This is a genomic window from Steroidobacter sp., from assembly GCF_016790065.1.
GTDB lineage: Bacteria > Pseudomonadota > Gammaproteobacteria > Steroidobacterales > Steroidobacteraceae > Steroidobacter.
Genome location: NZ_JAEUPY010000439.1, coordinates 1 through 8,384, shown reverse-complemented (window position 1 = coordinate 8,384; position 8,384 = coordinate 1). Strand labels below are relative to the sequence as shown.

The following is an 8,384-nucleotide window of genomic DNA, read 5'->3' as shown; positions in this document are numbered from 1 at the left end:
GTACGTGGCTCGCTCGAATGCCACCCCGTACTTCCTGGTCCCGGCCGGCGCGACCTGGCGCTCGATTGCCAGCACGCTGTACGGCGTCGATTCGGATGCGGCAGGTCAGGCCCTGCAGACTGCGGTCGGCAACCCGACCCTGACGACTGGCCTGCGCTTGGTGTCCGCGCCGACCACGCTGACCGTGACTCCGCCGGTGCCGACCTACTACGTCGTCAAGGCTGGCGACTCGTGGGTGAGCATCACTCAGGCGCTGTACGGCACCAGCAACGCTGCGGCGGTCACAGCACTGCAGAGTGTGGTGGGCAACCCGACGCTGGCCACCGGCGTGTGGTTGGTGACTCCGTCGACCTTGAGCTACACCGTCAGCCCGTAAGCTGCCGGTTCGGTGACTCGAAAGGCCCCGCCTAACCGCGGGGCCTTTTCTTTTGGGCCAATTATTTTTGTAGCCCAGTTCGACAACGCCCAGGCCCGTTCTAGGCCGATTGGCGGTCGTAGTGTGAGTTGTGTCACAGCTTTTTGGGTGCCGTCCGCAGCGGCCCCAATGAAGGCGCCGAAATGTCGGTTTTTCCAAGCGCGTTTCCGGCAAAAATTGTAAAGAAATTGGACACATAGGCCCCGATCCCAGCGTCAACAATCCGTCAACTCCGTGCGCTGGATCACTCGCTTTACCGGCGGAACGGCGTACCTTGCGCTGGCATTTTCCAGGGCAGGTCCGGTCTGACGCTGAAAGGGGGAAGGGGACATGACACAAGTGGGTGGTTTGAAGCAGGCCTTCGCGGTCGCCTGGTGCTTGGTGCTACTGAGCGCCTGCGGCGGTGGCGGCGGCGGCGGTGGCACGACCAATCCGGTGGGCAACAATCCCACCACGCCTACCACTCCAACCACGCCCACGGATCCGACCGACCCGACGGACCCCACCGATCCCACTGACCCGACCGATCCCACTGATCCGGTCGATCCCGTGCCCGATCCGGTGACCAAGACGGCCAACGGCTCGGTGCTGACCAACACCCAGATCGTTTCTTATCCGCTCAACAACACCAGCCTGTCGAGCGGCGGCTGGCAGCCGACCGACTTGCTGGAGACAGCCAGCGCGGCCGCGAGCAGCCCGCGTGTGATGTTCGATGCTGCCGGTAACGGCTTTGCCGTTTGGGTTCAGGGCAACGATTGCATCGTTCGCCGTTACACCGCGAGCACCACGAGTTGGTCCGCCCCCATCGTTTTGGATGCGAGCACCGAAGACGCTCATCAATCGCGTCTCGCCGTCGACCGCACCACCGGCAATGCGTTTGTTTCTTGGACTCAGAGCGACGGCGTGGCCGAATCGCTGTACGTGAGCCGATACACCGCGAGCAACAACGCCTGGAGTGCCGCGCAGCTGATCGACAACACCGACAACCCGGTGAGCGCAGCGCCTGAGAGCAACTCAATTTCATACGCCGGCACGCATGCAGCCGTCGCGTGGCGCCAGACCGAGGGCGGCTCGATCTACAGCATCTTCACATCGAGATTCGAAAATAACGCTTGGACCACGCCTGAGTTGGTCGACGACAGCGCTCTGGAAGCCTTGCATCCGGAAGTGGCCATCGATGTCAGCGGCAACGCCTCTTATGTCTGGCGTCAACGTGACGGCAATGGCGAGTTTCGCATTCACGCGCGTCGCTGGGACAACCAGACTCAAACGTTCAGCAACGTTACGCAGATCGACATCGGCGGCGATCGTCAGCCGCGCATCTACTTCGACGCGCAAGGCAACGGCTTCGCGCTCTGGCGCGGCGACGGCATCTTTGCGCGTCACTTCGACGCCGCGACCGCTACCTGGGGCGCGGAGGAGACGATTCACAATCAGACCGGCGGCGGTGCTTGGGGTGGCGAACTCTCGGTCGATAAAGACGGCAACGCCATGGCGGTGTGGCTGGAGAGCGATGGCGCCATCGTGTCCGTCTACGCACGTCGTTACGATGCCACGATGGCAGCGTGGGGTATTTCGGAGCTGGTCGAGAACAACACCGATCCGGCCCACATCGATTACAACCCGACCGTCGCCATGTTCGGCCAGGAAGCGGTGGTCGCGTGGATTCAAAACACCAGCAACGTGCGCGATGCATTTGTAACTCGCCGCACCGGCATCGGCACTTGGTCGGCACCGAGAGCGTTGGAATCTCGCACCGAAACTGCGGACGAACTCACTTCGACCATCGATGCGGTCGGCAACGCGGCGGTGTTGTGGATTCAGCCCGACGGTTTGTCTGAATCCGTCTATCAGGCGTTGTATCTGAGCGCCAACTTCGTGGTCCCGAACGGTGCCACGTGGCAATCGATTGCCAATACTTTGTACGCCGTGGATTCCGCTGCCGCCGGCACGGCTCTGCAGACTGCGATGGGTGGTGGCACGCTCACTGCCGGAGCTTTCTTGACCGGCTTCCCCACGACATTGAATGTGGTTGAGCCGGTGCCTGCGTATTACACCGTGCTGGCCACCGACACCTGGTCGCATATCGCGCAGGCGGTCTATGGCAGCAACGATGTGAATGCCATCGCGCGAGTGCGGACGCTGTTGAGCGACCCGACCTTGAGTGCTGGCTTGCACTTGGTCGTGCCGGCCAGCATCGAGTACGTGCCGTCGGACGACTACAGCGCGCCGCTCGATTGGAGCCTGGTCCACACCACCACCACGACCAACTATCCGTTGGATGCAGCGGCGGTGACGGTGCCGTTGAATGTTTGGTCGTCAGGACAGCTGCTCGAATCCAGCAACGCCGATGCCAGCGGCGGCCGCGTTGCATTCGATGCGGACGGCAATGGTTTCGCTGTTTGGGCGCAGGGCACGGACGTCATCGTGCGTCGTTATCTCGAAAGCTCGGGCACGTGGTCCGGGCCGGTGATTCTGGATCAGAGCGCCCAAGACGCGCATGAGCCGCGCTTGGCGGTCGATCGCGCAACTGGTAACGCCACCGTGATCTGGGCGCAGAGCGACGGCGTCGTGCAATCGCTGTATTGGAGCAACTACGACACGACCACTGACACTTGGAGTGCGCCGCTGTTGCTGGAGAACAGTGCCAATGCAGTCGAAGTGTCCACGGAGTACGCCACGATCTCGCGCGTCGGCAATCACATCGCGGCCGCCTGGCTGCAATCCGATGGCACCGCCATCAGTGTCTATTTGGCTCGATTCGACAACGGCACGTGGAGTGCGCCGGATCTGATCGACGGTCGCGCCACCGCGGGCCTGCATCCGGAAGTTGCCATCGACTTGCACGGCAATGCGACTGTGTTGTGGCGACAGAATGATGGCAGCGAGTTCCGCATCCATGCGCGTCGCTGGGACAACACTGCGCAAGCCTACGGCGCCATCCTGCTGCTCGACGGCGACGGCGATCGTCAGCCACGCATTGGCTTCGATGCTGTGGGTAACGGCTTCGCCTTGTGGCGGGGTAGCGGCGTGTTTGCACGTCGTTACGATGTGACCACCGATACGTGGTCTGCACAGGTGCCGTTGCATTCGTCCGGCTCGGGCGCCTTCAACGGCGAACTGGCGGTGGACGCAGCGGGCAACGCCTTGGCGACTTACGCCGAGTACGATGGCGCGGCCTACTCAGTGTATGCACGCTATTACGATTCGAGCGTGGGCTCGTGGGGTGCGGCTACACTGCTGGAAAACATCAGCGATCCGGCCAGCCTGGATTTCAATCCCACCGTCAGCCTGGTCGATGGCAACGGCGTGGTCGCTTGGATTCATGAGGAAGGCGCAAACAAGAACATCTATGCGGCTCGCATGCGTCACGGCGTGTGGGGCTCGGCAACGCTGCTGGAGACTCGTCCAGAGGCGCCTTCCGAGCTGGCCTCGAGCATCGATGATTCAGAGAACGCCACCGTGCTGTGGGTGCAGCCGGATGGTGCCGCGCCGTCGATCTATGTGGCTCGCTCGAACAGCACGCCGTACTTCGTCATCCCGAACGGCGCCACCTGGCGCTCGATTGCGAACACGTTGTACGGAGTGGATTCGGACGATGCCGGCGAAGCCTTGCAAACCGCGATGGGCAATCCGACGTTGACTGCAGGTGCGCATCTGCAGGGCTTGCCGACGCCGTTGACAGTGACGCCGGATGTGCCGACCTACTACGTCATTCAGAACGGCGACACGTGGGCGAGCATCACGCTGGCCCTGTACGGTACCAACGATGTCGAAGCGGCTGAGGCATTACAAACATTGCTGGGCAATCCGGCGCTGACGCCGGGCAATTGGCTGACGACGCCGGCAACGTTGGAATACTCGACCGACGACTGAGCTTAGGCTGGGATCGAAAACTCAGCGGCCCCGCATCTGCGGGGCCGTTTTCATTTCGAGGTCTGTTATTTCCGGAGCAGCCAGCGTCGAGCTGCAAGTAGCGCCGGGCCTGGATCGCTGAGGCGCTCCAGCTCGTAACGCGTGCCGGGCCGCCAAGGCAGCAGATAGTTCAAGAACGTGCGCCAGCGCCCGGGATGATTGGCCGGCAGGTTGAGTTGTTCGCGGCTGCGTAGTAGCAGCGCGATCATCGCGTCGGTGTCGCCCCAGAACCAACGCGAGCGCACGCCCACTCGATAGTTGGTGACCGGCTGCGCACGACTCAGCGCAATGTCGAGCGCGAGTTGCGGGAAGTTCACGCCGGCATCGATGGCCAACTGTAACGAGCCCCAGAAGCGGCCGTTGATCTCCATCAGTTTCAGCGTGCCGGTGCTCGCGTCTTGTTTGAATTCCACCATCGCCACGCCACGCCAACCGATTTCCTTGAGCAGGCGAGTGGCGTGCTCGCGAGCTATCGGATCGACCGGCGCACTTTCGCACAGAACGCTGACGCCGCCCGACGGTGGCTTCTCACGTAACCGACGATGCGCAAACGTCGCGAGCACTCGCGATTCGTCACAGCACACGAACACGCCGACACCGGGGCCCACGATGCGCTCTTGAATGAGCACTGGAAACACGGCCGGATGTAACTTGCGCAAGCGCTCTCGCAGATCGTCGGCATTGGCTGCATAGGCAGCGCCGCTGGAAACCCATTGTTCGCCGGTCCAGGTGCGCGAACGCGAGGGCTTGAACACCGCCGGATAGTCGACGCGTTTCACGAAGTCGTCGATGTCTTCGGCGCGCTCAACGATCTGAGTCACCGGAATTGGCACGCCGATGGATTGAGCCAGTCGTAACACACTGGCTTTGTCGGCTGCGGTGGCAACGACGTCTGCCGCTGGAAAAGGAATGCGCACCTGCGCCGGCAGCGCGGCCTGATGGCGCGTCAGCAGGATCGTGGTGATTTCCGTCATCGGCAACAGCACTTCGATCTGTCGCCGCTGCAGAATTTCCGCCACGTCGCTGACGAATCGATCTGGCGCCACGTACGGGCTTTTATAGGCATCGAAGCCGGCGGCATATTTGGAAGCCGAGGCCAGCGACGGATGCGCTTCGGAGGCGATGAATACTTGGTGTCCGAGCTGTCCGAGCGCGCGCGTCGCCGCCAGTGCGGAGCGATTGTCGCCGTCGGTGATGAGGATCCGCGTCACTTAGAAAATTCCCGCGATGCGCGCCAGAAATGCGCCCGGGGAATCGGTGCCTTGTTCGGCAATGTTGATCCGTCGCAAAGTGAATGCGTTGGCATCCGGCGTGACGTGACCACGCACCGTGGTAAATGCCGTGCGATATCCGGAATCCGATACAGCGGCGGCAATGCCTGCATCGTGATCGCCATTCGGATACGCCATGTCGAGTGGGTCCACGCCTGAGCGATCGCGAATGATTTGTCGCGAGCTCTGCAATTCCTCGCTGACCTGCGCAGTCTTCAGCTTGGTGAGTGGCGTGTGGGTGCGGCAGTGAGAACCGATGGTCACGACGCCGCTGGCGTGCAGCTCATTGACTTGAGCCCACGACAGGAATCGATCGGGGTGCGTGGCTGGCACGGTGACGCCCCAGCTTTGCAGTGCTGACTGCACGCGAGCGAGCAACGCGTCGATCTGTTCTTGCGGCTGAGATTTCCAGCGATCGATCAGCCGGCGGATGGCCGCCTTCGCTTCGGCCGGGGGCAGCTTGGGCACGCGTTCGTCGCCGAGTTCGGCGAATAGGGCAGTGCTGCGATCAGGTGCGCCGGCTGCGGCGAACAAAGCGCGAGCCAACGTCTCTTGCCAGAAACAGCGATCGGTACCGATGTAATCGGTGGCGATGAACAGCACGGCCGGCACCGAGCACTCCTGCAGAATCGGCAGAGCATGCTCCAGGTTATCCAGCCAGCCGTCGTCGAAGGTCACGATACAGGCGCGGGGTGGCAGCTTGCCCGCGGCCAGCGCGGCGGCGAATTGATCGGCCGTCAATGGATTGAACGCCCGGCGCAGCAGCTGCATGTGGCGCCGGAAGGTTGCCGGGGTGACCACGATGGCACCGGTGGAAAAGGAGTCCGCCTGCGCAGCGGCCGGCAGCACCCGATGGTAGGTGAGGGCGACGGCGCGATCGCGCAGCTTGAGCCGCAATAGGAGCTGGAGCAGGCCGGTGTGGTAGGCGCCGGCAACCAGCGCATTCTTGATCAGACGCTTGAGGGCACTCACTGGCAGCAGCGGGGTTTATTGTTAAGCGGAGTCGGCATGCGGGCATTGTACCCGTGATGGATTGCGAATCATCGTTTGGCGGAGCTGGTGGCCGCTTGTAACACGCGCACCGCCCCCTTCAGCTTGCGCATCGGCGAGCCGCCGATTCGTAGTCCCTTGGCGTAGGTGCGCACGCCATCCAGGGTGCGACCGGCTCGGCAATTGGCCACGGCTGCGTCGATATGAGCCTTCACCAGGCGCTCGGCATGCGCGCGACGGTGCGGTTCGGCGGTCACGCTGTTACCGATGATTTGTAGTGCCTTGAGCTTGTCGAGCGAGATCAGGGAGTAGTCCACGGTGGCGTTCTTGGCGTGCCGCCGGATCTCGGCCAGCACTTCGCGATTGAAGCCGACGCTGCCGCGCATGGCCGTCCGCATGACGAAATCGGTGTCTTCGCAGACCTTGAGCGTTGTGTCGAAGCGCATGCCCGCGATCTTGTCGCGGCGGAACAGGATGGCGGGCGTGAAAGCCGGCAGCTCGCCGAACTGGATCAGCGAACTGAAGGCGTCGGCGCGGATCGTGGCGGTGTTGGGCAGCGGGCCGGGCGTGAGCGGCAGACCGGCCAACTCCGGGTAGTAGGCGAATTGATCGGTCAACAAGTTGCCGGTGGCGTGATCGAAGCGCACGAAGTTGGTGAAGCAGAACACCATGTCCGGATCGCTATCCAACAGCGCGGCCTGCTGTTCGAGCATCTGCGGGCGCCAGCGATCGTCGGCATCGAGGAAGGCGATGTAGTCGGAGGTCGCCAGTTCGAGCGCGGTATTGCGGGCCGCGGAGACACCGGCGTTGTTCTGGTACACGTAACGCAAGTTGGCCTGACCCAGCGCTTCGATCACCGCACGCGTGTCGTCCTTGGAACCATCGTCGATGACGATGATTTCCGTGGGCTGCAATGTCTGAGCCGCGATCGAGGCGATGGCCTCGGCGATATAACTGCCGTAGTTGTAGGTCGGGACGATGACGGAAATGGACGTCATTGCAGGCTCCGGCGCTGTTCTTTTATTCGCGTAGTCACATCAAAAGTGCCGGCGCAGCGCCGCCACGAAACGCCGCTGCTGAACCGCAGTGGACAGTTCGGTTTCACAACGTGCTCGGCCGTTATCCCCATAGCGGCGTGCCAGTGCCGGGTCGTCGGCGAGGCGCTCGATGCTGTCGGCCAGGGCCTTGGCGTTGCCCGGCTCGAACAGCAAGCCAGTCTTCTCGTGCACCACCGCTTCTTCCAGCCCTTGCAGTCGGGAGGCGACGATGGGCAAGCCGGTGGCCGCCATTTCCACCGAGCTCATAGTAAATGAATCCCAGCCGGTGGAGGGCAACACTCCGCAGAAAGCACTCTGCATGATGGGCAACACGTCGTTGCGGTAGCCCAGGAAGCGGATGTAGGGCGCGATGTCGAGCTGCTGGTACTTGGCTTCGTACTCCCGACTTTCGTCGCCGCGATTGCCGCAGATCAGGAACGCCAGATCCTTGCGGCCGCGTGCCTGTAGCAACTCGATAGCAGCGTCGACCAAAGTGCCGATGCCCTTGCGTGGCGAGCAATGCCCGGTGAACAGCACGACGCGACGCTCGCGTGGCACCCCGACATTGGCGTAAACGTAGTCGGAAGCGGCCGGCTTGAATTTGTCTATATCGACGCCGAGTTGCACCACGTCGACCATGGATGCCGGTGCGCCCCGGCCACGCGTCGCCAGTTCCGCCATCGACTGCGACTCGAAAATCAAACCGTCGCAACGGCTGTTGGACAGCGCGATCTGCAGCCGCTTGATCAGCAGTTT

The 8,384-nt window shown here is 62.6% G+C and carries 6 protein-coding genes; 2 read left to right on the top strand and 4 right to left on the bottom strand.

What is annotated here, in order from left to right; translation table 11 throughout:
• Both JNL55_RS18365 and JNL55_RS18360 read left to right on the top strand, forming a co-directional pair.
• The coding region (locus JNL55_RS18365) for a hypothetical protein (protein WP_293856819.1) at window positions 1–376 on the top strand (376 nt) is incomplete at its 5' end.
• A 369-nt stretch (window positions 377–745) separates the two neighbouring features.
• On the top strand, window positions 746–4,291 hold the full coding sequence (locus JNL55_RS18360) for a hypothetical protein (RefSeq protein WP_293856816.1): 3,546 nt from the start codon (window positions 746–748) through the stop codon (window positions 4,289–4,291).
• 65 nt (window positions 4,292–4,356) lie between these two features.
• Here the strand turns inward: JNL55_RS18360 and JNL55_RS18355 are convergent, their stop codons facing one another.
• The 4 genes from JNL55_RS18355 to JNL55_RS18340 all read right to left on the bottom strand — a co-directional run.
• Entirely contained in the window at window positions 4,357–5,541 is a 1,185-nt protein-coding gene (locus tag JNL55_RS18355) for an ATP-grasp domain-containing protein (protein WP_293856813.1), read from the bottom strand.
• Complete coding sequence (locus JNL55_RS18350; RefSeq protein WP_293856810.1) at window positions 5,542–6,573, bottom strand: polysaccharide deacetylase family protein; 1,032 nt, start codon at window positions 6,571–6,573, stop codon at window positions 5,542–5,544.
• Window positions 6,574–6,641: 68 nt separating this feature from the next.
• Window positions 6,642–7,589 carry a glycosyltransferase family 2 protein gene (locus JNL55_RS18345; protein ID WP_293856807.1) on the bottom strand — a complete coding sequence of 316 codons (948 nt, stop codon included), beginning with the start codon at window positions 7,587–7,589 and terminating at the stop codon, window positions 6,642–6,644.
• Window positions 7,590–7,628: 39 nt separating this feature from the next.
• Window positions 7,629–8,384, bottom strand: a 756-nt coding sequence (locus JNL55_RS18340; RefSeq protein ID WP_293856804.1) for a glycosyltransferase family 4 protein, incomplete at its 5' end; no start/stop codon positions are given.

Coding starts and splice junctions, on each gene's coding strand:
- JNL55_RS18360 (WP_293856816.1), top strand. CDS start 746: ATGACACAAGTGGGTGGTTTGAAGCAGGCCTTCGCGGTCGCCTGGTGC.
- JNL55_RS18345 (WP_293856807.1), bottom strand. CDS start 7,589: ATGACGTCCATTTCCGTCATCGTCCCGACCTACAACTACGGCAGTTAT.